This is a genomic window from Corynebacterium lemuris, assembly GCF_024919295.1.
GTDB classification, from domain to species: domain Bacteria; phylum Actinomycetota; class Actinomycetes; order Mycobacteriales; family Mycobacteriaceae; genus Corynebacterium; species Corynebacterium lemuris.
Genome location: NZ_JANWTC010000001.1, coordinates 317,487 through 338,902, shown reverse-complemented (window position 1 = coordinate 338,902; position 21,416 = coordinate 317,487). Strand labels below are relative to the sequence as shown.

Below are 21,416 nucleotides of genomic sequence, written 5' to 3'. Positions count from 1 at the left end.
CCTCATACTGATCACCGCCGAGCAGGCCCCGATTCGTCCTGATCCTACTCAGATCCACCCCAGGCGTCTCAGCAATGATTCAGCCCCACCCCTCCGCCTCAGCAAAGATGCAGGTTCTGTGGCCACGGGGGTGGCCTCAGTCGATGGACACCCCGATCCACACCGGCTCGGAGACGAGAGTCACCCCGAAACGGTCCTGGACCCCGTCCCGGACCTCACGGGCCAGGGCCACCAGGTCTGCGGTGACTGCGCTGCCGCGGTTGGTCAGGGCGAGGGTGTGTTTCGTCGACAGGCGCACCGGTGCCCCCTCCGCCGGATAACCACGGTGGAAGCCGGTCCGGTCGATCAACCACGCGGCGGAGAGCTTGACCTGCCTCTCCCCCGCCGGGAAGCGCGGCATCCGGTCGGCGTCCTCATCACCGCGCTCCGCACGGACCGCCGCCTGCACCGCATCGGCCACCGCCACCTCCACCACCGGGTTGGTGAAGAAAGAGCCCGCGGACCAGGTGTCGTGGTCGCTCTCCTCGAGCACCATCCCCTTGCCCCGGCGCAGCGCCAGGACCGCCTCGCGGACCTGTGCCACCGGACGCCGCTCCCCGGCCGCGGTGGCCCCCAGGCTGCGGGCGAGCTCCCCGAAGCGCAACGGCGCCGACTGCCCGTCCGGGTTCAGCTGCATCTCCAGTTCCAGGACCACACCCCGGCCGGTGAACTTCAGATTCGACCGGCGGTAGGCCAGTTCCAGGGAATCAGCGTCCACCCAGGAGACCTCACCGGTGGCGCGCTCCAGCAGCAGCACACGGGTGAGCACCTCCGAGATCTCCACCCCGTAGGCCCCGACATTCTGCACCGGGGTGGCACCGGCGGAACCGGGGATGCCGGACAGGCACTCGATACCGCCCAGGCCGGCCGCAACCGTGGCGGCCACCACGTCATCCCATACCGCGCCCGCCCCGACGCGGACCAGACCGCTGCCGGTGTCCAGCTCGAGGGCGTCGTTCTCCAGGATCACGGCCACCAGCCCGAGATCCCCGTCGGCGACGACGAGGTTGGAGCCGCCGCCGACGATGAGGAGGGGGATGGCGGCGGCGTCGAGAAGCCGCACGGCCTCCGCCACGGCTGCGGTGGTGCCGCACCGCACCGCGAGGAGGGGGCGTCCCCCCAGGTGGAGGGTAGTCAGCCCGGCGAACGTGGTGTGCTCATCGAGGCTCACATCCGCAATCCGGGTGAGACACGTGCGGATGTCCGGGGTCAGAGATGAATCGGTCACGTGCTCAACGGTAGTCTGTTGGTCATGGCATCCCGCAGTGAGAACACCGTAACCATCAACCAGCCGGCCGAGAAGGTCCACGCCGCGCTGACCAACGCCGACTACTGGGCATTCATCGCACAGCACCTCTCCCCCGAACCGGGTGAGGTCAACTCCTTTGAGGCGACCGAGGGTGGCGCCGTGGTCACCCTCTTCGAGGTCCTGCCGTTGGACATCCTCCCCGAGGCCGTCCGCGCGATGATCTCCCAGGCGCTGAAGGTCAAGCGCGTCGTCACCGTCGGCCCGCTCGCCGACAACGCCTCCCACATCTCCTACACCGCCGACGTCAAGGGCACCCCCGTCGACTTCCAGGGCGAGATCAACCTCAGCGACGACGACGCCACCACCACCCTGAACTACAACAACGAGGTCTCCGTGAACATCCCGTTCATGGGTCCGGCCATCGAGCCGAAGGTCGCCGACGCACTCGGTGACCTGTTCAACACCGAGGGTGAGCTCACCGAGCGCTGGATCTCCGAGAACGCCTAGGCGTCCCCCGATTCCCACTGCTTGACCTCATGGCCGACCACACTCCCAACCTCCGCGCGCATAATGTCCGCGCGGAGGAGGGCCGTGGTCGGCCTTTCGGCGTCATCACCCGCGGCACCACCGGTTTCAACCGGCTGCGCCGTTCCGACCGGTGGACGGTGCACCATCCGCGCGTCCGCCGGCTGCTTATCGACGCCCCCGCTCCCCTCGCCGTCGACGTCGGCTACGGCGCCTCCCACACCACCACCGTGGAATGGGCCGCCCGGCTGCGCACCATCCGTCCCGACCTAGAGGTCGTCGGCCTGGAGATCGACCCCGGGCGGGTCCTCCCGCCGCAGGGTGGGGTGCGTTTCGAGCTCGGCGGTTTCGAGCTCGCCGGACATCACCCCCACCTGGTGCGTGCCTTCAACGTGCTGCGCCAGTACGACGTCGACCAGGTGGAGAAGGCCTGGGAGTCGGTGCTGCGGCGGTTGGCCCCCGGTGGCCTGTTCATCGAGGGCACCTGCGATGAAATCGGCCGCCGCGCCGCCTGGCTGCTTCTCGACGCGGACGGCCCCGTCTCCCTCACCCTCGCCTGGGACCCCTTCGATGTGGCCACCCCCTCCGATCTGGCGGAGCGGCTGCCGAAGATCCTCATCCACCGCAACACCCCCGGCGAACGCATCCACGAGCTGCTCAGTGCCGCCGACGACGCCTGGAACCGGGCCGCCGGCTGGGAGCCCTACGGTCCTCGGGTGCGCTGGCGTAACGCGCGTGCCGAGCTCATCGCCGAAGGCTGGCCCATTGAACCCGTTCGCCGGAACCTGCGTGACAGCATCCTGACAATCCCGTGGGGAGCGGTTGCCCCGGGTACCTGATCTACGGGACACTGGCACCCATGGCATCTGCGCGCTCGGCCTCCTCGGCCATCTGGAAATTCATCGTCGGCCTCCTCGTGGCCCTCCTCGTCCTGCTGCTCGTCGCCGAATTCGGCCTGCGGTGGTTCATGGGCAACGAACTGCGCACTGAATTCCGGGAGCAGGCCGCCCGGGAGGGCGTGGAGCTGACGGAGGACCCCACCATCGCATTCGGCGCCACACCGCTGATCCTCTCCGCCACCCGGGGAACCATCCCCGAGGTGGAGGTGACCACGCCCTCCACCCTGCAGGTCACCGGTCAGGAGATCATCGGCCAGCCCGGAACCCACGTCGTCCTGAACGACCTGCTCATCTCCGACCCCGACAACCCCGTGGCCGGCCGCATGGTCGCCACCACCGAGGTCCCCGACGAGTACCTGCTGGCCGTGATCCAGCAGTCCATGGCGGAGGAGAACGCCGGCGGGCTGCTCCAGCTCACCGGCGTCACCTCCGATGCCGCGGCCGGCACCCTCAACGTCCAGTTCAACAACGGGATGGCCGAGCTCAACCTCTCCCCCACCCCCGTGGACGGCCAGCTCACCTTCGTGGCCACCGGCGCCTCCCTGTTCGGTTTCGACCTGCCCGGCCAGGTCACCGACATGATCACCGCCTCCCTGCGGGAGGGGGTCGCGGAGCAGGCCGCAGGCTTCACCATCGAGGAATTCACCGTCATCGAGGGCGGGGCCCGCATGCGTGTGAGCGGCGAGAATGTCCCGCTCAGTGAGGTGGGGAATCCACAGCTGCAGTAGAGCTGACGCCCACGCGGTCCGCCCCTGATTCCAGGGCGGTGATCACGTCCTCCAGTGTCTCCGCGCCGGTCACCGTCAACGGCAGGTCCGTGCTCACCGACGCCCCGGTGCCCTCCCCCAGCCAGCCGCCGGCCGTGACCAGGCGGTCCACCCCGGCGAGCCGGGCGGCCTCCGCCACTGCGGCCACGGACTCCGGGGTGCGGGCGGGGGTCTCCAGGATGACGGCGAGTGTCACCGGGTGCGGCACCGCCTCCCGCACGGCCACGAATTCCGCCAGCAGCCGGTTGCTGTCCGCCACGGCCATGTCCGGGCTCAGCCACACCTCCGTGGCCCCCTGCTGCACCGCCAGGCGGGCCTCCGCGGCCTTGACCAGGCTGTGGTGGCGTCCCGTGGGGAAACCCACCACCACGGCCACCGTGAGACCCTCCGTGTCACCGCCCAGCTCCAGATGGGAGGGTGAGAGCACGATGCCGCCCAGGCCGGTCTCCAGAGCCCCGGACACCGCGGGGACCACATCCTGCGGGCCGAAACCGGGGCCGACGCACATGAGAAAGGCGTGGCCCCTGAGCCACGCCAGATCCGATGTCACGGCCGCCTACCAGCCGTGGCTGCCGCTGATCAGGGACTTCAGGTGGGGACGGACGTCGAACCAGTACACGCCGATGGCGACCATGCCAGCCCAGGACAGGAAAGGCACCCGGGTGATGACCACGAAGGCGGAGCCCACGAGGATGGCCACCCAGATCCACTTCGTCTGACGGTCAGCCGCCTGGTAGGCGTCGTCGCGTGTGGTCGCGGCGAAGAACGCACCGACCACACCAGTCAGGGCGATCAGGGCGAACAGCAGACGTTCGAAGATGATGTAGCCGGCAATCAGAGTCATGGGGAGTTCTAGCTGTCCTTGTCGGTGTCGGTGGGCACCTCGGTGGTGCTGATGACCTCACCGTCAATCATATGCGGCACCTCACCCTCACCGGTTGTCGAGGGGGCGGTCGGGGTGAAACGCTCCTTCTCCTCCCGGCCCGCCAGCGAACCCGCCCGGCTGATGAGGTCGTCAAGACGGCCCCGGAGCTCCTCGATGAAGGACTGCTCGTGCTGTTCATCACCGGAGGCCGCGCGGCGGACGCGGGCCTGCTCGACGGTCTCATCGAAGGTCTCGCGCACCGCGGCGACGGCCCGGTCGAAGGCGTTGCGGGCATCCTCCGCAGATTCGGAGTCCTTCGTCTGGTCGGCGGCACGACGTGCCGAGCCGGCCAGATCCCGGATGATCTCCTCGGCGTGACCCGCGAAGACCGCGGAGACCCGCTTGTAATCCTCGGTGTTCTTCGCAGCGGACAGTCCCTCCCGCGCCTCCTGGGCGGCGGCCTTGAAGCGGTCGGTGGTGGAGTCCTCCTCCGTCACCGGGCTGGGCTGTGCGTGCGCCCCGGAGCTGAACCCGGTCTTCTCCCGGTCCTCCCGGAACCGGCCGGCGAAGTCGGAGACCACGTCCCCCAGACGCGATCCTGCGGAGAGCCAGGCCTGGAACGGCTCCCGCAGGTTGTCCAGCATGGAGCGGTTCTGCTCGTGGTCGGGGGTGGTGTTGTCGTTCGGGGTGGTCATGGTGGGACTTCCCTCCTGAAGAGTCAGCGTCACGCTCCGAAGAGCAGGTGATTCACAGTGTAAATAAGAAGTCCCGCAAGTGCACCGACAATCGTGCCGTTGAGGCGGATGTACTGCAGGTCCTTGCCCACCATCAGCTCGATCTTGTCGCTGGCCTCCGCGGCGTCCCAGCGCTCGACGGTCTCCGAGATGATGGCGGTGACCTCGCCGGCGTAGTTGTCCGCCAGAAAGGCCGCGCCACCAGTGATCCGGCGTTCCAGGCTGGCACGCAGTTCCACGTCCGTCTGGATGTTGCTGCCCCACGTCAGGCACAGCTCGGTGATCTTCGTGCGCAGCAGGGAGCTCTCGTCGGTGGCGGCGTCCACCAGGGAGGCGGAGGCGTTCGCCCAGATGGTGGCGGCCGCTCCACGGACCGGGGTCGAACCCATGAGATCGTGTTTGATCCCCTCCACCCGGGCGATCATCGTCGGATCGTGCTGCAGGTCATCCGCGAGGTCGGCGAGGAAACGGCGGATGGCACCGCGGGCCTCATGCGAGGGGTCGTTGGCGACTGCGGCGGTGAAGCCCACCAGTTCCTTGTACACCTTCGCACCCACCAGCTGCTTCGCGAACTGCGGGGCCCAGGTGGGCATCCGCTCGTCGATGAGCTCCACGACGGTGTCCTCCATGCCCTGCACCTTCCGGTGCGCCCACGTGACCACCTCCTGGACCACCGGCTCGGTGCGACCGTCCTCGATGAGACCGGCCAGCACCCGGCCCGCCGGTGGACCCCACTGCGGCTCCGCCAACTTGTCGATCAGCTGCGACTGGATCACCGCCTCCGCGTCCGCAGGGTCCAGGGCGCGGATGGCGTTCGCTGTGAGGCGGCCGGCCTCCCGGGAGACCTTCCCCGCGTTGTCCGGCTGCGACAGCCAGGCACCCAGGCGCTGCGGGATGTCCGCCGACCGGACCTTCTCCGTGATCAGCTCCGCGTTGAGGAAGTTCTCCCCCACGAAGCCGGAGAGTGCCTGCCCCAGCTGGTCCTTTTTCTTCGGGATGATCGCGGTGTGCGGGATCGGGATCCGCAGGGGGTGCCGGAACAGCGCGGTCACGGCGAACCAGTCCGCCAGACCACCGATCATGCCGGCCTCCGCGGCCGCCCGGACATAACCGACCCACACCGGGGCCCCACCCGGCTGCGACTGCCACCAACTGCAGGCCAGGAAGATGACCGCTGCGACGACCAGCAGGCCGGTGACGAAGGCCTTGTGGCGGCGCAGCGCGCGTCGGCGCTCCGCCTCGACCTCCGGGCCGGGGCCGGGCATCTGCCGGGCGTTGATAAGCGCTGTCTCGCTGTGTCTTCCCATGCCCTCCATTATGGACGCCCGCGGTCTCACAGCAGTTCCAGGGCGTACTGGAACAGACTGAACGAGGTCAGCAGGGTGATCAGGGTGATCAGGACGATGATGATGTTTCGGCGCACGGGACCCAGGGTACGAAAAAGCTCCGCCCCCTGCCTGCACATGGCAGGAGGGGGCGGAGCCGGTCGCCGAAAGACGTCAGCGGTGCGGACTAGTTCACGCGACCGGTGGTTTTACGGTACTCACGGTAGTAGCGGCGACCCCAGAAGATGAGGCCGAAGCCGGCCACCGCGAACGCCACGGCAACGGCTACTCCGATGCCGAAGAGCAGCGGGAGGTTGTAATCCGCCGGGCCCACGCCCGGACCCCAGACCCAGGTTGCGGCGACCCAGATCATGATGCCGACGCCAGCCAGGGCCGGGCCGAGCAGCAGACCCATACCGATCCAGGTGGAGGAGCGCTCCAGGGAGGAGTGCGGCGCGCCCAGGGAGTTGGGCTCGTATCCCTCGATGTAGGAATGGTGCAGCTTGGGTGCATAGTCCGGGAAGGACTCGGATGCCTGATCGGCGACCGCGTAATTGGTGGAAGCCATAGCCTTTACTCGCTTTCGTCTCTCGATACTCGGTTCAACACCGAGTTTAGTCGTCCTTGCCGCGGAAGGCGGCACGCGCCCGCTCCTTGGTGACGGCGGCGACGGCAGTCAGCGGGATACCCGCCGGGCAGACGTCGGCGCACTCACCGTAGAGGGAGCAGTGACCGAAGTTGGTCTCCAGCTCGTCGACCATCTGGCGGGCACGCTTGCCACGCTCTTCCTTGCCCAGCGGCATGAGGGAGAGGTGGACCAGCTTCGCGCCGGTGAACAGGTGCGCGGCACCGTTCGGGCAGGCTGCCACACAGGCACCACAGCCGATGCAGGCGGCGTGGTCGAGAGCGAGCTCGGCGACCTCGTGGTTCATGTGCAGGGTGTCGGCATCCGGGGCGGTACCGGCGTTGATGGAGACGTAGCCGCCCTTCTGCATGACGCGCTCCAGGGAGGAACGGTCCACGACCATGTCCTTGATGACCGGGAAAGCGGCGGAGCGCATCGGCTCCAGCTTGATGACGTCGCCCTCGTTGTAACCGACCAGACGCTGCTGGCAGGCCGGGGTGTTCTGGCCCGGACCGTGCGGACGGCCGTTGACTGTCAGACCACAGGTGCCGCAGATGCCCTCACGGCAGTCCGAGGCGAACATGTAGGGTTCCTTGTTCTCCTCGATCAGGCGGTTGTTGACGTGATCGAGGAGCTCCAGGATCGACATCTGCGGGACAGCGTCCGGGACCTGGACGGTCTCGAACTTGCCCTCCTGGGTCGGTCCGGCCTGACGCCAGATCTCAAGTGTCAGCTTCATTACTTGTAGTTCCTTGTCTGCAGCGGGATCGATTCGAAGACGAGCGGGTCGGCGTGGCGGATGAACTTGCCCTCGCCGGCCGGCTCCCATGCGGAGACGAAGCACCAGTTCTCATCGTCGCGCTCGGCCTCGCCGTCCTCGGAGAGGTGGTCGTCACGGAAGTGCGCACCACAGGACTCATCGCGGTCGAGGGCATCGACACACATGAGCTCGCCCAGGTCGATGTAGTCAGCCACGCGTGCGGCGTACTCGAGGGCCTGGTTCATGTAGTTCTGCTCGCCCGGGATCTGGACATTGGTCCAGAAGTCCTCGCGGATCTCGCGGATCTTGACGATCGCGTCCTGCAGGTCCTTGACGTTACGGGACACACCGCAGGCGAAGTACAGCAGCTCGCCGAGCTGGCGGTGGTAGTGGTCGGCGCCGCGCGGGTTCGGGCCCTTGATGTTGAGCAGGCGGTCGATGCGTGCCTGGGCGCGCTCGACAGCCTCGGCGGCCTCCGGGGAGTCCGTCGCCAGGGCATCCTCGCCCAGGTAGTCAGCCAGGTAGTTCGGGATGGTGAACGGCAGGGTGAACCAGCCGTCGACCGAGGCCGACAGCAGCGAGTTGGCGCCCAGACGGTTCGCACCGTGGTAGGTCCAGGAGGCCTCACCGGCGGCGAACAGGCCGTCGAGGGAGGTCATCTCGTTGAAGTCGGTCCACAGGCCACCCATGGTGAAGTGGCAGGTCGGGGCGATACGCATCGGGGAGGCGTAGGGGTCCTCACCGATGGCGTCCTCGTACATCTCGAACAGGTTCGAGTAACGCTCGCGGATGGTGTCCTGGCCGAGACGCTCGATGGCGTCACGGAAGTCCAGGAACGCGGAGTTGTACAGCGGGCCCACACCCAGACCGGCGTTGATCTGCTGGGAGATCGCACGGGAGGCGACGTCACGCGGGACCAGGTTGCCGAAGGCCGGGTAGCGGCGCTCCAGGAAGTAGTCGCGCTCCTCCTCCGGGATGGAGTTCGGGTCGCGGTCGTCCTTCGGGTTCTTCGGGGACCAGATGCGGCCGTCGTTACGCAGCGACTCGGACATCAGGATGGTCTTCGACTGCCAGGTCGCGTTGACCGGCAGGCCGGTCGGGTGGAACTGGATGAAGGCCGGGGAGGCGAAGTACGCACCCTGCTCGTATGCACGCATGAGGGCGCCTGCGTTGGAGTTCTTGGCCAGGGTGGACATGTGGTACACGTTGCCGTAACCACCGGTGGCCAGCAGAACTGCGTGGCCGGTGTGGGCGGACAGCTCACCGGTGATGAGGTTGCGGGTGACGATGCCCTCGCAACGCTTCTTGCCGTCCTTGTTGGTGACGATGATGTCGACCAGGTCGGCGTGGGTGAAGATCTCCACGTTGCCCAGGCCGATCTGGCGGGTGAGCGCAGATGCGGTGGACAGCTGGAGCTGCTGGCCCGTCTGGCCGCGGGTGTAGTAGGTACGGGAGACCTGCACACCACCGAAGGAACGGGTGGCCAGGGTGCCGCCGTACTCACGGGCGAAGGGGGCGCCGATGGCGTTCATGTGGTCGATGACGCGGGCGGACTCGATGGCGAGACGCCAGCAGTCGGACTCGCGGCCACGGTAGTCGCCGCCCTTGACGGTGTCCTTGACGTGGCGGTATGCGCCGTCGTTGTCGACCTTCTTGCCGCGGGCGGAGTTCACTCCACCCTGTGCGGCGATGGAGTGCGCACGACGCGGGGCGTCGTGGTAGGTGAAGACCTTGACGTCATAACCCAGCTCGCCGAGGGCGGCTGCGGCGGCGCCGCCGGACAGGCCGGTGCCGACGACGAGGATCTTGAACTTACGGCGGTTCAGCGGAGACACAAGGTTCATGTGCTCCTTCTGGTACTCCCACATGTCCTTGGTCGGCACGCCCTGCGGCTCGGCGTTGTCGAGGACGGTGCCCGGAATGACACCCTCGACGATGGAGGCCGGGTGCTTGAACTCAGAACGAGAGGCAGTCTCGGTGTTGCTCATATTTTTCAGAACTTCCCTTCAGGACCTAGCTGAGCCAGCCCAGTGCGATGGACAGCGGCATCACGATGTTGCCGATCACGACGATCGCCGGCACCAGGTAGGCGACGACGAGGAGAACCTTGCGCCAGCGCCTACCGGTGATGCCCAGGTCGGACACGGCGAGCCAGATGCCGTGGGACAGGTGCAGGAACAGCACGACCATGGCGAGGATGTAGAAGATCGCGACAGGCCAGCGGGAGAAGCTGGCGATCATGTTCGCGTAGACCTCGCCATGGGCGAAGGTCTCCGGGGCTGCCGGAGCGACGCCGATGGTCAGGTCGAGAAGGTGGAAGATGATGAACAGCAGCAGGATGATGCCGGTGATCAGCATCGAACGGGTGGAGAAGGAGTCCAGGCCACCCATCAGATTGGTGCGGTTGAACTTGCCGCGGGAGACGCGGGAGCGTGCGTTCAGGGCGAAGGCGCCGTGAACATGCAGGGCCACCGCCACCAGCAGCGTGATACGCAGGATCCACACGATGGACTCGCGGGGGAAGATCGGGGCGCCGACGGTACGGAGGAACTCACCGTATTCGTTGATGGCGGCGATCCCGTTATGGTCGGGCATGTAGATCTTCAGGTTACCGACCATGTGAACCAGGACGTACAGTCCGAAGATCAGGCCGGTGATGGCCATCACCAGTTTGATGGCCCAGGTCGGGTAGGACGGCCGCTCGCGCAGCGGCTTCTCAGTGATAACGCCGTGAGCGATTGCGTCACGGTCTGCGTTTTTAACAGTCATGGCACCTCCAGTGTCGCTCATACTTTACGGTGCCCCCACCGGTCGGGACCACTTTCAGGCAACCTGACCAGCCCTTCCGATGACCCCCGCACCCCACCCCGATGACGACTGAGGCGAGCCTTACCTCATGATTGCAGCCCCAATCGGGAACCAAACCACCCGCCTGCCACGCCCCTTTCCCCAGAGTCTCCGGATAATGCAACGGCAGGACCCCAATTCTCAGGGTACTGTGAGGTTGCTCACCCCGGACCTTCAGTCCAGTCAATCCCACCCCGATAGGTGTCAAACTTTCGATTGCTTTCACCCCCGGGATTGATTTCAACCAGAACATTCCCCGGATCATTAACTTTCTTCGCATCAAGTTTGCAAAGAATGTGTAGAAGTGAGCGCCATCACGCTACGATATCGGACATGGGAAAGACCTACGTGGGTTCGCGCCTGCGCCAACTGCGCCGCGAACGTGACCTCAGCCAAGCCTCACTCGCGGCCACGCTCGGACTGTCCGCCAGCTACGTCAACCAGATCGAACATGACGTCCGGCCGCTGACCGTCCCTGTTCTCCTGCGCATCACCGAGGCCTTCGGAGTCGATGCCACCTTCTTCTCCCGCGACGACGACTCACGTCTCCTCGCCGAGATCCAGGACGTCGTCCTCGACAAGGAACTGTGCCCCAACCCGGTGGAACTGCAGGAGCTGTCGGAGCTGGTGTACAACCACCCGTCCATCGCCCGCACGATGGTCGACATGCACCGGCGCTACCGCAACGTCCGTGACAAGCTGTCCATCGCCACCGACACACGCCGCCACGCCGGCCCACTCAACACCTCACTGGGCACCCAGGCCCTGTCCATGCCGCACGACGAGGTCCGCGACTTCTTCTACGCCCGGCAGAACTACCTGGACACCCTCGACACCGCCGCGGAGGCCCTCGCCACGGAGATCGGGGTGGAGAGGTTCTCCATCCGCCCCACCGAGGACGCCATCGCCGAGCGGCTGCGCGACCACCACGGCATTGAGATCTCCACCTCCTCCGAACTCAACGGCACCCTCCACAGCCTTGACCGGGACACCGGCCACCTGCAGCTGGCCAGCCGTCTGAACACCGGACAACGGGCTTTCCGCATGGGCATGGAACTGGCCTACCTGGAGGCGGGTGACGCTGTCGAGGCCCTGGTCGCAGAGGAGGCCTTCACCTCCGAGGCCTCGGCCAACCTCGCCCGCCGCGGTATCGCCAGCTATTTCGCCGCCGCCGTCCTGCTGCCCTACCAGAGCATCCACTCGGAGGCCGAACGCTCCGGCTACGACGTCGACTTCCTCTGCCAGGTCTTCGGCGTGGGCTACGAGACCGTCTCCAGCCGGTTGTCCACGCTCCAACGCCCGAAGCTGCGGGGCATCCCCTTCACCTTCGTCCGCGTCGACCGCGCCGGCAACATGTCGAAGCGGCAGTCCGCCACCGGTTTCCATCTGGCCAACTCGGGTGGCACCTGCCCGCTGTGGAACATCTACGAGTCCTTCACCAACCCGGGCACCATCCTGCGGCAGCTCGCCCAGATGCCTGACGGTCGCAACTACCTGTGGATCGCCCGCACCGTCCGCCACCACCGCGGCCGTTTCGGTGACACCGGCAAGCTCTTCGCCATCGGCCTGGGCTGCGAGGCCCGGCACGCCGACCGCACCGTCTACGCGGAGGGGCTGAATCTGGAGGACCTGTCCAGCGCCACCCCCATCGGCGCCGGCTGCCGGCTGTGCCCGCGTGAGAACTGCGCCCAGCGTGCCTTCCCCCCGATCCACGAGGAGATCACCGTCGATGCGCACCGCTCCTCGGTGGCGCCCTACAATTAGGCGCCCCTCCTACTCCCGGTCTGTGTAGTTGCCGCTCTGCAGCCTGCGTTCATATTCGCGCAGGTTGTAGGTGGCGGAGCGGATCTCCACGTCCCGGTCGAAATTCGATCCGAGCGCCCCGGCCATCGTCCCCAGGGAGGCACTCAGGGTGGCGATGGACAGGTACGTGGATAGGCCGACGTCGCGTCCGAGTTCCGCATCCAGGTAGGCCTGCGGGATGACCACCACCGAGGAGATGCACAACACCACCAGGACCAGTGTGTACAGGATGAGGCCGGTCATCCCGATCGTGCCCACCGTGGCGAGGTTGTCGATGCGTTCCCGCCACCGTGTCTCCTGGGTATGGGGGCGCTGCCAGAGCCGGTTGTGGATGATCAGCCAGGTGGTGAAGGAGAGCACCGCGAAGACGCTGACCCCCAGCAACCGGGGCCAGCTCATCTCCTCGGCGAGTTTCCAGATGGAACCGTAGAAGATGCCGAAACCACCGGTGGCCACCATCGCCGCCAGGGAACTCGACAACACCGGCAGCAACCTGCCCGGCTGGTTACCGCGGATCATGCCCAGGATCATGCGCAGGGAGCGCCCGCGGTGGTCAAGCACCCGGGTCTCCACCTCGTCCCGGTCCGCTCCCCCACGCAGCACACCTGTCAGTGCCCGGTCGTCCTCGACGAGACTGGCCAGCTCCCGCCGCAGACGGCGGGTGACCCCGAAGGCCCCGAGGGCGGGGAGGGAGAGGAGCACAGCGGCGGCGTCACACGCCCGCTGGCTGACCACCGGCCGTTCCCAGGCGGTGAGCGGCAGGTCGGTGACGTAGATGAAACGGTCCCAGTTCCGGGTCTGCAGGATCCGGGGGGCGTGTTCGGAGAGCTCCACGTCCCCCCTGCGGTTCATGGGGATGGTCTCCACCCGCACCTCCACCCGTCCCACCCCGGGCCAGGTGCCGTTGAGGACACGGGTGCCGTCATCATCGGTGTCGTACCGGGGATCCTCCAGCTGCTGCCCGACGATGCGGGTGACATCGTCGGAGGGTTGCCCGGCGTCCGCCAGGATTCCGATGGTCGTCATGTGGACCGCGGACCTCCTTGAGAATAGAAGAAAGGGGCCTCCGGTGGGAGGCCCCTTGCCCATGGGAGCGGCTGCTCCGGCCTAGAAGTTGATCATGTGGCCGTTGATGCCGTGGGCCGCTTCCTTCACAGCCTCCGACAGGGTCGGGTGGATGTGGACGGAGCGGCTGATCTCCTCGGTGGTGAGATCCCAGTTCTGGGCCAGGACGAGCTCGTTGATGAGTTCGGAGGCGTTCGGGCCCACCAGGTGGCCACCCAGGAGCTCACCGAACTCGGCGTCGGCGACGATCTTGGCGAAGCCCTCGGTCTCGGCGAGGCCGACGGCCTTGCCGTTGGCGGAGAACGGGAAGGTGGAGACCTTGATCTCGCGGTCCGGCCACTTCTCCTTGGCCTGCTCCTCGGTGTAACCGAAGGAGGAGACCTGGGGGTTACAGAAAGTGGCGCGCGGCATCATCATGTAGTCGCCCAGGGTCTGGGTCTCAGCACCGGCGATGGTCTCGGCGGCGACGATGCCCTGTGCCTCAGCGACGTGGGCCAGCTGCAGCTTCGCGGTGACATCGCCGATGGCGTAGATGCTGTCGACGTTGGTGCGCATGTGATCGTCAATGTCGATGGCGCCGCGCTCGGTGAGTTTGACGCCGGTGTTCTCCAGGCCGAAGCCCTCCACGCGGGGACGGAAACCGACGGAGATGAGGACGCGGTCGACGGTGAGGGTCTCGGTCTTGTCGGAACCCTTCTTCTGGTAGTCGACCTCGACGGAGTCACCGTTGTCGCGCACGGCGGTGGTGGCGTGGCCCGGCAGGAGGGTGACACCCATCTTCTTGTAGGCCTTGGCGATGACCTTGGAGACCTCGGGGTCCTCGTTCGGCAGGACGCGGTCCATGAACTCGATGAGGGTGACGTCGACACCGTAGTTGGCCAGGACATAGGCGAACTCCATGCCGATGGCGCCGCCGCCGACGATGACCATTTTCTTCGGGGCCACCGGGTTGAGGATCTGCTCCTCATAGGAGACGACGTTCTCGGAGAACTCGACACCGCGCAGGGAGTTGACGACGGAGCCGGTGGCGATGATGCAGTCATCGAAGGTGATCGTCTTGCCGGCGTCCTTGCCGTCGGAGATCTCGATGGTCTTGGCATCCTTGAAGCTGCCGAGGCCGTTGACCTCGGTGATCTTGTTCTTCTTCATCAGGTAGTGGATGCCGCCGACGATCTTGTCGGAGACCTGGCGGGAGCGCTTGTGGGCGTCCCCGTAATCGAAGGAGACGTCGCCCTTGATGCCGAACGTCTTCTTCTCGTGGGTGAGGAGGTGGGCGACCTCGGCGTTCTTGATCAGCGCCTTCGAGGGGATGCAGCCCACGTTGAGGCAGACTCCGCCCCAGTACTGCTTCTCCACGACGGCAACTTTCTTACCGAGCTGGGCTGCTCTGATGGCGGCGACGTAGCCACCGGGGCCCGCACCGAGTACAACAACGTCATAATGTTCAGTCACGCACTCCAGAATAGGTGACCGTCACCCCCGTGTCACCGGCCAGTGCCCCCTTAAAAGGGAGAACGCCCCGGCCGGACGGTCGGGGCGCCACAGAGTTCCGACGGCTAGAAGAGGCCGAGGAACAGTGCTGCCTGCGAAGAGGCGGAGGATGCACCGTGGACGCCGGGGCCCAGGAAGGTGAAGAACTGGACGACGATCTGCTCAAACATGGTCATGGGGAAACTTCTTTCTGTGCGGTGTGCAGGCTTCCACTAGGTATTAGCGGCACGTTCCAGCGAGATGTTACGTGATGCACCGGAAACAAACATTCTGCATTATGACACAGCTACCCCTTGCCCACCATCAACCACTTCTGCAACTATGGTCTCAGGACTGTCGGCTGGATCACCCCCTTAATTCCTGCACTTCCGGGGGTGGGCCGTTAACATGTTCGGCAGTCGCTACGATGTACCCCTGTGAACGCACTCAGCCTGCGCTGGCATGCGTCGTAGAACCAAGACAGAAGCCGTACACGGTAGAAACACGACCTTAGGAAGCCATTCCATGAAGTTCCTCCGCAAGATCGCCGCGCCCGTCGCGGCCCTCGCCCTCGGGGCCTCCCTCCTCACGGCCCCGGTCTCCGACGCCCAGGACCGCAATCTCATCGTCCGCGACAAGGATGAGGTCACCGAAGACTCCCGCGAGTGGCGCCAGGAGACCTGGGACGACGACCGCGTCTTCCACATCGACGTCAAGTCCGACGCGATGGAGCGCTACATCCCGCTCGCCGTCATCACCCCGGACGGAACCTTCAACGAGGAGCGCCCGACCCTCTACATGCTCAACGGTGCAGGCGGTGCCGAGCAGGATCTGGACTGGATCACCTCCGCCCCGATCGTGGACTTCTACTCCGACAAGGACGTCAACGTCGTCATCCCCATGGAGGGCGCGTTCTCCTACTACATCAACTGGGCCGAGCAGTCCCCGAACACGGGCACCGGCTACCTCGAGGGCAAGCAGCTGTGGGAGACCTTCCTCCTCCATGAGCTGCCCGGCATCATCGAGAACCACACCAACGGCCACACCAACGGCAAGCGCGGCATCGCCGGCTACTCCATGTCCGCCACCTCCTCCCTGCTGCTGGCTGAGAAGGCCCCGACCGGCTTCTTCGACGTCGCAGGCTCCTTCTCCGGCTGCGCCGAGACCGCCAGCCCGCTGGGCTACATCTCCGCAGGCATGACCGTCGAGCGCGCCGGCGCCAAGACCGAGCAGATGTTCGGCCCGATGGGCAGCCCGCACAACGTGGCCAACGACGCCCTCATCAATGCTGAGGGCCTGCGCGGCACCCAGCTCTACATCTCCAACGCCTCCGGCCTCGCCGGTGAGTGGGACATGCCGGGCTTCTACGTCGATCAGGGTGTTGACCAGCAGACCGCCTCCACCGGCGCCGGCACCCTCATCGTCGAGGGCGGCGTCATCGAGGCAGCCACCAACGTCTGTACCCACAACCTGAAGGCCAAGCTGGACAACCTCGGCATCCCGGCCGACTGGAACCTGCGTCCGACCGGTACCCACTCCTGGAACTACTGGATCGACGACCTGGAGAAGTCCTGGCCGACCTTCGAGCGCGCACTGTACTAAGTCCGCACTCACCGGCCGCCACTGAAGGCACCGTCCACCACTCCGGTGGGCGGTGCCTTCCGCATTTCCCCACCCCTCTGCCGCAGCCCGCACGTAGCCTGGTGGTCATGACTGACTCCCCTGAGCTCCTCAAGGCCCTCGAGGTCATCGACTCCCCGCAGGCACTGGCCTGGGCAGAGGAATGGTCGACCGTCACGGAGAAGGCCTCGGACAACCCGCAGCTGCGCGGGCGGATCCTCGCCGCCCTGGAGACCGACGACCGCATCCCCTTCGTCGCCCGGCGCGGTGACCGGCTCTACAACTTCTGGCAGGACGCCGACCATGTCCGTGGTCTGTGGCGCCGCACCACCCTGGACTCCTACCTTTCCGACGCCCCGGAGTGGGAGGTGCTCATCGACATTGACGCCCTCGCGGCGGCGGAGGATGAGAACTGGGTGTGGAAGGGCGCCACCGTGCGCTTCCCCGGCAATGACCGTGCCCTGGTGCGCCTGTCCCGGGGTGGGGCCGATGCCGTGGTGATCCGGGAATTCGACCTGGACACCGGTCGTTTCATCGATGACCGCCCGTTCGTGCTCCCGGAGGCGAAGACCGATGTGAGCTGGATCGGCCTGGACACCCTGCTCGTGGGCACAGACACGGGCGAGGGTTCGCTGACCGCCTCCGGCTATCCCGCCGAGGTGCGTGTGTGGCACCGCGGTACCGCGCTTGCCGACGCACCCGTCCACACCGTCGGCGAGCACGAGGATGTCGCCGTCAGCGCCCGGGCGGATCTCACTCCCGGCCATGAGCGGATCGTCGCGACGCGGGCGATCGACTTCTACCATTCCCGCCGGTGGGTCGCCCCACTCGATCCGGAGGCCCCCCTGCGACAGGTGAAGGTGCCGGAGGACTGCGAGACACTGATCCACAGGCAGTGGCTCTTCCTCGCCCCGCGCGAGGACTTCGCGGGCCTTCCCGCCGGTGCGCTGGGTGTCATCGAGCTGGACCGTTTCCTCGGCGGGGAGCGCGACATCCGCCCCGTGTTCACCCCGACCGCGCACACCGCGCTGCAGGGCATCGCCTTCACCGCAGGGTGGGTGGTACTCACGCTGCTTGACGACGTCGCCACCCGCCTCGTCGTCCACCCCCTCGACGAGCCCACCGCCCCAGCCCGCGACCTGGAACTGCCGCCCCTGGTCAGCGCCTCGGTCGTGGCCACCAGCCCGCTCGACGGCGATGAGGTGTGGCTGACCACCTCCTCCTTCACCGAGCCCACCGCCCTCCACCGCCTGGATCTGTCCGAGGGGCTGCGCCCGGAGGCGGTACGCCGCTCCCCCGCCTTCTTCGACGCCACCGGCCTGGAGACGCGCCAGCACTGGGTCACCTCCGCCGACGGCACCCGCCTGCCCTATTTCATCACCGGTGACTTCTCCCTCGGTGCCCGTCCCACCCTGGTCGGCGGCTACGGCGGTTTCGAGATCTCCCTGACCCCTGGCTACTCGGCGGTCCGCGGCATCGGCTGGCTCGAGGCCGGCCGCTACTTCGTCCAGCCCAACCTGCGCGGCGGTGGCGAATTCGGCCCCACGTGGCACAGCCAGGTGGTCAAGACCAACCGGCACAAGGTCTGGGAGGACCACCGCGCCGTCCTCGAGGACCTGGTGGAACGCAGCTACGCCACCCCGGAGCAGATCGCGATCCGCGGCGGCTCCAACGGCGGACTGCTCACCTCCGGGGCGCTCACCCAGTACCCGGAGTGTTTCGGCGCGGCGGTGGTCCAGGTGCCGCTGACGGACATGCTGCGCTACCACACCTGGTCGGCGGGAGCGTCCTGGATGGCGGAGTACGGTGACCCGGGGGACCCGGTGGAGCGCGAGGCCATCGAGAAGTGGTCGCCGTTGCACAACGTGGCGTCGACAAGCACCTACCCGCCCGCGCTGGTGACCACCTCCACCCGCGATGACCGCGTCCACCCCGCCCACGCCCGCCTGTTCGCCCACGCCCTACGTGAGGCCGGGCAACCCGTCGACTACTTCGAGAACATTGAGGGCGGGCACGCCGGCGCGGCCGACAACAAACAGGTCGCCCGGGTGGAGGCGCTCATCTTCGAGTGGCTGAATCAGCACGTCGGTTAGGTGCTCGGTAACATCTGGTCAATCATGACCATGCGAAGGCTGCGCTCCACCCCCGTCCCCGGAACGCGTGACGAATACACCGGAATCGACTTCAACCTCGGTTTCCACGTCCGCTCCTACCACCTGGACCTCACCTACCGGGTGGGGCCGAACCACCTCAACGGCATCGCGACGCTGCAGCTGGACAACTGGCAGCCCCTGCGCTCCATGACGCTCGACCTGTCGCCACACCTGCGCGCCACCCGCATCACCGCACAGGGCACCGCCGGGCAGACGGTACGCGTCTCCCGCTTCCGCCAGGCACGGGGCAAACTGCACCTCACCTTCGCGCAGGAGATCCCCGTCGACTCGGAGTTCTCCCTGGTCATCCGCTACACCGGCAATCCCACCCCGATCCGTTCCCCCTGGGGCGAGATCGGCTGGGAGGAACTGGAAAACGGTGCCCTCGTCGCCTCCCAGCCCAACGGCGCCCCCAGCTGGTTCCCCTGCGATGACACACCCGACGAGAAGGCGCGTTACGAGATCATCGTCACCACCGACAACCCCTACGTCGTCGCCATCAACGGCACCCTGCTGTCCAAGAAGACCGGCGGCTCCACCACCACGTGGCACTACCGGGTGGGCAGCCCCATGGCCACCTACCTGGCCACCGTCCAGATCGGCGAATACCACCAGCTGCTGCTCTCCCAGCCCGGCGCGCAGGTGCCCGTCCGGGCCTGGGTGCCGCCGCTGCTCAAGGACTCCGCCCGAGCGGAATTCGCCGACCAGGCCCGCATGCTGGAGCTTTTCACCGAACTCTTCGGTCCCTACCCCTTCAACTCCTATTCGGTCGTGGTCACCGAGGATGAGCTGGAGATCCCACTTGAGGCCCAGGGGCTGTCCATCTTCGGCGCCAACCACATCAAGGGTGACCACGCCTGGGAACGCCTCATCGCCCATGAACTGTCCCACCAGTGGTTCGGCAACTCTCTGGGTCTGGCCCAGTGGAACGACATCTGGCTCAACGAGGGTTTCGCCTGCTACGCCGAATGGCTCTGGTTCGAGCACTCCGCGGGCCGCCCGGCCGCCGTCTCCGCGCGCAGACACTACGACGAACTCGCCGCCAAGCCCCAGGATCTTCTGCTGTGCAACCCCGGCACGCGCGACATGTTCGATGACCGCGTGTACAAACGCGGTGCACTGACCATCCACGCCCTGCGGGTCCTGCTTGGCGACGCCCCCTTCTTCCGCATGCTCCGCCGCTACGTCGCCGCCGGCGCCCACTCCGTCGTCGAACCCGTCGACCTCAAGCGCGAGGTCCTCGCCGAGGCCACCGAGCTGGGTATCCCGGAACAGCAGGTCAAGGACCTGTGGCGGGCCTGGCTCAACGAACGTCCCCTGCCGGAGTTCCCGCAGTGAGAGCCCTGAGCCTGGCGACCGTCTTCGCGGCCCTGTCCGGCTTCGTCGTCATCTACGTCGCCTCCTGGGCACTCCCCACCTCCGAATTCGCTGCCTTCCAGGCCTACTGGGGACTGTTCTTCGCCGCGACCGGTTTCCTCGACGGCATCATGCAGGAAACCACCCGTGGGGTGGCCGGAGCACGTGACACCGGCCGTTCCGGCACCGGGCACCCCTGGCGGCTGGCCGCCGTCATCGGTGGCACGGTGCTGGTGGTGGCGCTGGTCGTCGGTTTCTTCTGGATGCCCGTCCTCCTCCGCGGCCACGCCCCCACCGGCACAGCCACCGCCTTCCTGGCCTTCGGCCTGCTCACCTACGCCTTCCAGGCGGTGCTCTCCGGTGTGCTCTCCGGCATGGGACTGTGGCGCCGCTACGCCGGCCTCGTCGCCCTCGACTCCGGTGTGCGCCTCCTGCTCGCGCTGGTGGCCTGGTGGTTCGGCTGGGGCATGACCGCCTTCCTCATCATCACCGTCATCGGCGCCCTGAGCTGGGTGGTCATTCTGGTGGCCGGGGGTTCGGTGCGCTCGCTTGTCGACGTCCCCCACCCCGTCCTCACCCGCCGCGTCATCTCCGCGATGTTCGCCACCGGCGCCTCCGCCGCCCTGATCACCGGTTTCCCCGTCTTCGTGCAGTCCACCTCGGCCCCGGATGCCGGGACCGTGGTGACGGTGGCCGGCATCATCAACGCCGTCACCCTCACCCGCGCCCCCATCCTGGTGCCGCTGCAGCGCTTCCAGTCCGCACTCATCGTCCGCTTCGTGGAGCAGCGCTCGCGCCTGTACACGGCCCTGGTGGCGCCGATCGGTGCGGTGCTCGGCCTCGGTGTCATCGGCGCGGGCGCGGCCTGGCTCATCGGCCCCTGGATCCTGGACACCTTCTTCAGGGATGACCTGTGGGTACCGGGCCTGATCCTCGCCGCACTGACCTTCGCCTCCGCCTGCACGGGTTCCCTCATGGTCACCGGCGCCGCCGCCCTGGCATCGGAACTGCACCGGGCGTATGTCCTGGGCTGGGTGGCCGCATCGGTGGTGGCTTTCGGCGTGCTGTGGCTGGCACCGCTGTCCCTGGAGGCCGGGGTGTGCACCGCCCTGGTCATCGGCCCGGCGGTCGGGGGGCTGGTGCACGTGCTGGCGCTGCGCCGGGCTGCTGGGGCTGGGTCTGGGGCTGAAAAAACTGCCCCGGAAAATGTCACATAGTACGTATGCACGTATTCTTATAGGCCCAGGTAGGGCCTCGCCGGAAAAAATACAGGTGCTCGCATTTCCCCGCACCCGTATTATCCGACATGACACA

General features: G+C 66.8%; 19 protein-coding genes. 8 read left to right on the top strand and 11 right to left on the bottom strand.

Annotation, left to right across the window (positions count from 1 at the left end; genetic code table 11):
• Positions 1-136: 136 nt before the first annotated feature.
• Positions 137-1,267, bottom strand: a complete 1,131-nt coding sequence (locus tag NYP18_RS01665; RefSeq protein ID WP_439648036.1) for a UDP-N-acetylmuramate dehydrogenase — start codon at positions 1,265-1,267, stop codon at positions 137-139.
• 24 nt (positions 1,268-1,291) lie between these two features.
• On the opposite strand from NYP18_RS01665, the gene NYP18_RS01660 reads away from it, so the two are divergent.
• From NYP18_RS01660 to NYP18_RS01650, 3 genes are read left to right on the top strand one after another with little or no spacing between them, the layout of a single operon-like run.
• Complete coding sequence (locus tag NYP18_RS01660; RefSeq protein WP_259426381.1) at positions 1,292-1,795, top strand: DUF2505 domain-containing protein; 504 nt, start codon at positions 1,292-1,294, stop codon at positions 1,793-1,795.
• Between the two features lie 29 nt (positions 1,796-1,824).
• Positions 1,825-2,652: a class I SAM-dependent methyltransferase gene (locus tag NYP18_RS01655; protein ID WP_259426380.1), complete on the top strand. Its 828-nt coding sequence runs from the start codon at positions 1,825-1,827 to the stop codon at positions 2,650-2,652.
• A 20-nt stretch (positions 2,653-2,672) separates the two neighbouring features.
• Positions 2,673-3,440 (top strand): LmeA family phospholipid-binding protein, encoded by a 768-nt coding sequence (locus NYP18_RS01650; protein ID WP_259426379.1) that lies wholly within the window; start codon positions 2,673-2,675, stop codon positions 3,438-3,440.
• On the opposite strand, the gene NYP18_RS15400 is transcribed toward NYP18_RS01650, so the two are convergent.
• From NYP18_RS15400 to NYP18_RS01610, 8 genes are all read right to left on the bottom strand, one after another.
• The gene (locus NYP18_RS15400) at positions 3,409-4,029 is read right to left on the bottom strand and encodes a 2-deoxyribose-5-phosphate aldolase (RefSeq protein WP_304503496.1); all 621 of its coding nucleotides are present in this window, start codon (positions 4,027-4,029) and stop codon (positions 3,409-3,411) included. The genes NYP18_RS01650 and NYP18_RS15400 overlap by 32 nt on opposite strands.
• Before the next feature lie 6 nt (positions 4,030-4,035).
• Positions 4,036-4,323 (bottom strand): DUF2516 family protein, encoded by a 288-nt coding sequence (locus NYP18_RS01640; RefSeq protein ID WP_259426378.1) that lies wholly within the window; start codon positions 4,321-4,323, stop codon positions 4,036-4,038.
• Positions 4,324-4,331: 8 nt separating this feature from the next.
• The gene (locus tag NYP18_RS01635; RefSeq protein ID WP_259426377.1) at positions 4,332-5,039 is read right to left on the bottom strand and encodes a CGLAU_01105 family protein; all 708 of its coding nucleotides are present in this window, start codon (positions 5,037-5,039) and stop codon (positions 4,332-4,334) included.
• Positions 5,040-5,068: 29 nt separating this feature from the next.
• On the bottom strand, positions 5,069-6,385 hold the full coding sequence (locus tag NYP18_RS01630) for a DUF445 domain-containing protein (protein ID WP_259426376.1): 1,317 nt from the start codon (positions 6,383-6,385) through the stop codon (positions 5,069-5,071).
• Between the two features lie 205 nt (positions 6,386-6,590).
• The gene (locus NYP18_RS01625; protein ID WP_259426375.1) at positions 6,591-6,971 is read right to left on the bottom strand and encodes a hypothetical protein; all 381 of its coding nucleotides are present in this window, start codon (positions 6,969-6,971) and stop codon (positions 6,591-6,593) included.
• A 46-nt stretch (positions 6,972-7,017) separates the two neighbouring features.
• The gene (locus NYP18_RS01620) at positions 7,018-7,767 is read right to left on the bottom strand and encodes a succinate dehydrogenase/fumarate reductase iron-sulfur subunit (protein ID WP_126120251.1); all 750 of its coding nucleotides are present in this window, start codon (positions 7,765-7,767) and stop codon (positions 7,018-7,020) included.
• Complete coding sequence (locus tag NYP18_RS01615) at positions 7,767-9,776, bottom strand: fumarate reductase/succinate dehydrogenase flavoprotein subunit (RefSeq protein ID WP_259426374.1); 2,010 nt, start codon at positions 9,774-9,776, stop codon at positions 7,767-7,769. The genes NYP18_RS01620 and NYP18_RS01615 overlap by 1 nt, the downstream gene beginning before the upstream one ends.
• A gap of 25 nt (positions 9,777-9,801) precedes the next feature.
• Positions 9,802-10,557 carry a succinate dehydrogenase cytochrome b subunit gene (locus NYP18_RS01610; protein WP_259426373.1) on the bottom strand — a complete coding sequence of 252 codons (756 nt, stop codon included), beginning with the start codon at positions 10,555-10,557 and terminating at the stop codon, positions 9,802-9,804.
• 411 nt (positions 10,558-10,968) lie between these two features.
• Between NYP18_RS01610 and ramB the strand changes: the two genes are divergently transcribed.
• On the top strand, positions 10,969-12,399 hold the full coding sequence (gene ramB / locus NYP18_RS01605; protein ID WP_259426372.1) for an acetate metabolism transcriptional regulator RamB: 1,431 nt from the start codon (positions 10,969-10,971) through the stop codon (positions 12,397-12,399).
• A 9-nt stretch (positions 12,400-12,408) separates the two neighbouring features.
• On the opposite strand, the gene NYP18_RS01600 is transcribed toward ramB, so the two are convergent.
• Both NYP18_RS01600 and lpdA read right to left on the bottom strand, forming a co-directional pair.
• A complete protein-coding gene (locus NYP18_RS01600) occupies positions 12,409-13,464 on the bottom strand; it encodes a hypothetical protein (RefSeq protein ID WP_259426371.1) in 1,056 nt (351 codons plus the stop codon).
• Positions 13,465-13,545: 81 nt separating this feature from the next.
• Positions 13,546-14,955, bottom strand: a complete 1,410-nt coding sequence (gene lpdA, locus NYP18_RS01595) for a dihydrolipoyl dehydrogenase (protein WP_126120256.1) — start codon at positions 14,953-14,955, stop codon at positions 13,546-13,548.
• 543 nt (positions 14,956-15,498) lie between these two features.
• On the opposite strand from lpdA, the gene NYP18_RS01590 reads away from it, so the two are divergent.
• The 4 genes from NYP18_RS01590 to NYP18_RS01575 all read left to right on the top strand — a co-directional run bounded on the left by NYP18_RS01590 (position 15,499) and on the right by NYP18_RS01575 (position 21,319).
• Complete coding sequence (locus NYP18_RS01590; RefSeq protein WP_259426370.1) at positions 15,499-16,575, top strand: alpha/beta hydrolase; 1,077 nt, start codon at positions 15,499-15,501, stop codon at positions 16,573-16,575.
• Between the two features lie 107 nt (positions 16,576-16,682).
• Positions 16,683-18,686 (top strand): prolyl oligopeptidase family serine peptidase, encoded by a 2,004-nt coding sequence (locus NYP18_RS01585; RefSeq protein ID WP_259426369.1) that lies wholly within the window; start codon positions 16,683-16,685, stop codon positions 18,684-18,686.
• Between the two features lie 30 nt (positions 18,687-18,716).
• Positions 18,717-20,084: a M1 family metallopeptidase gene (locus NYP18_RS01580; protein WP_259426754.1), complete on the top strand. Its 1,368-nt coding sequence runs from the start codon at positions 18,717-18,719 to the stop codon at positions 20,082-20,084.
• The gene (locus NYP18_RS01575; protein WP_259426368.1) at positions 20,081-21,319 is read left to right on the top strand and encodes a polysaccharide biosynthesis protein; all 1,239 of its coding nucleotides are present in this window, start codon (positions 20,081-20,083) and stop codon (positions 21,317-21,319) included. Before NYP18_RS01580 ends, NYP18_RS01575 begins: the two co-directional genes overlap by 4 nt.
• The last annotated feature ends 97 nt before the right edge of the window (positions 21,320-21,416 follow it).